The organism is Nguyenibacter vanlangensis, assembly GCF_013376155.1.
Classification (GTDB): domain Bacteria; phylum Pseudomonadota; class Alphaproteobacteria; order Acetobacterales; family Acetobacteraceae; genus Gluconacetobacter; species Gluconacetobacter vanlangensis.
Genome location: NZ_JABXXP010001254.1, coordinates 1 through 547, shown reverse-complemented (window position 1 = coordinate 547; position 547 = coordinate 1). Strand labels below are relative to the sequence as shown.

At 69.3% G+C, this 547-nt stretch carries 1 protein-coding gene; it reads right to left on the bottom strand.

Annotated features, from left to right (window positions below):
• A partial coding sequence (locus tag HUK84_RS22450; RefSeq protein ID WP_218064516.1) for a hypothetical protein occupies positions 1 to 547 on the bottom strand: 547 nt, incomplete at both ends.

Below are 547 nucleotides of genomic sequence, written 5' to 3'. Positions count from 1 at the left end.
CTTCGCGCTGCAGGATCGCGGTGCGTTCCTCGCGCTCGCGCAGGCTGTCGCGCAGCCAGGACAGGGCTTCGGAGAGCCGGTGCATCTCGTGCGACGGGCCGAGCGGCGGCAGCGGGGCCTGGCTGCCGTGCTCGGCGAGGTCGATGATGATGGCGCGGGCGACCAGGAGCGGGCGCAGCACCGAGACGCGAATGGTGCGGAGCAGGCTGCCGAGGACCAGCAGGGAGGCGCATGTCGCGATGCTGATCCAGGCCAGGTGGGTCAGGGCCTGTTGCCGCCGGATTTCGAAATGCCGGGCGATCTGGTCGATGAAGACGGCGCTGAGATGTTCGATCGAATTCATGGTCGCCACGTAGCGGCGCGTGAGATCCCGGGCGTCGATCGTGTATTGTCCCGATTGCCGCCCTTCGGCGATCACCCGGTCGAGCAGGGCGAGGCCGCTGCCGAAATAATCCGTCTGGATCGTATCGAGGAGCGCCGGCGCGGCCGCGCTGTCGGCGAACAGGCCCCGCTGCGCCAGCAGCAGGCGCCGGAGTTCGAGGACGCG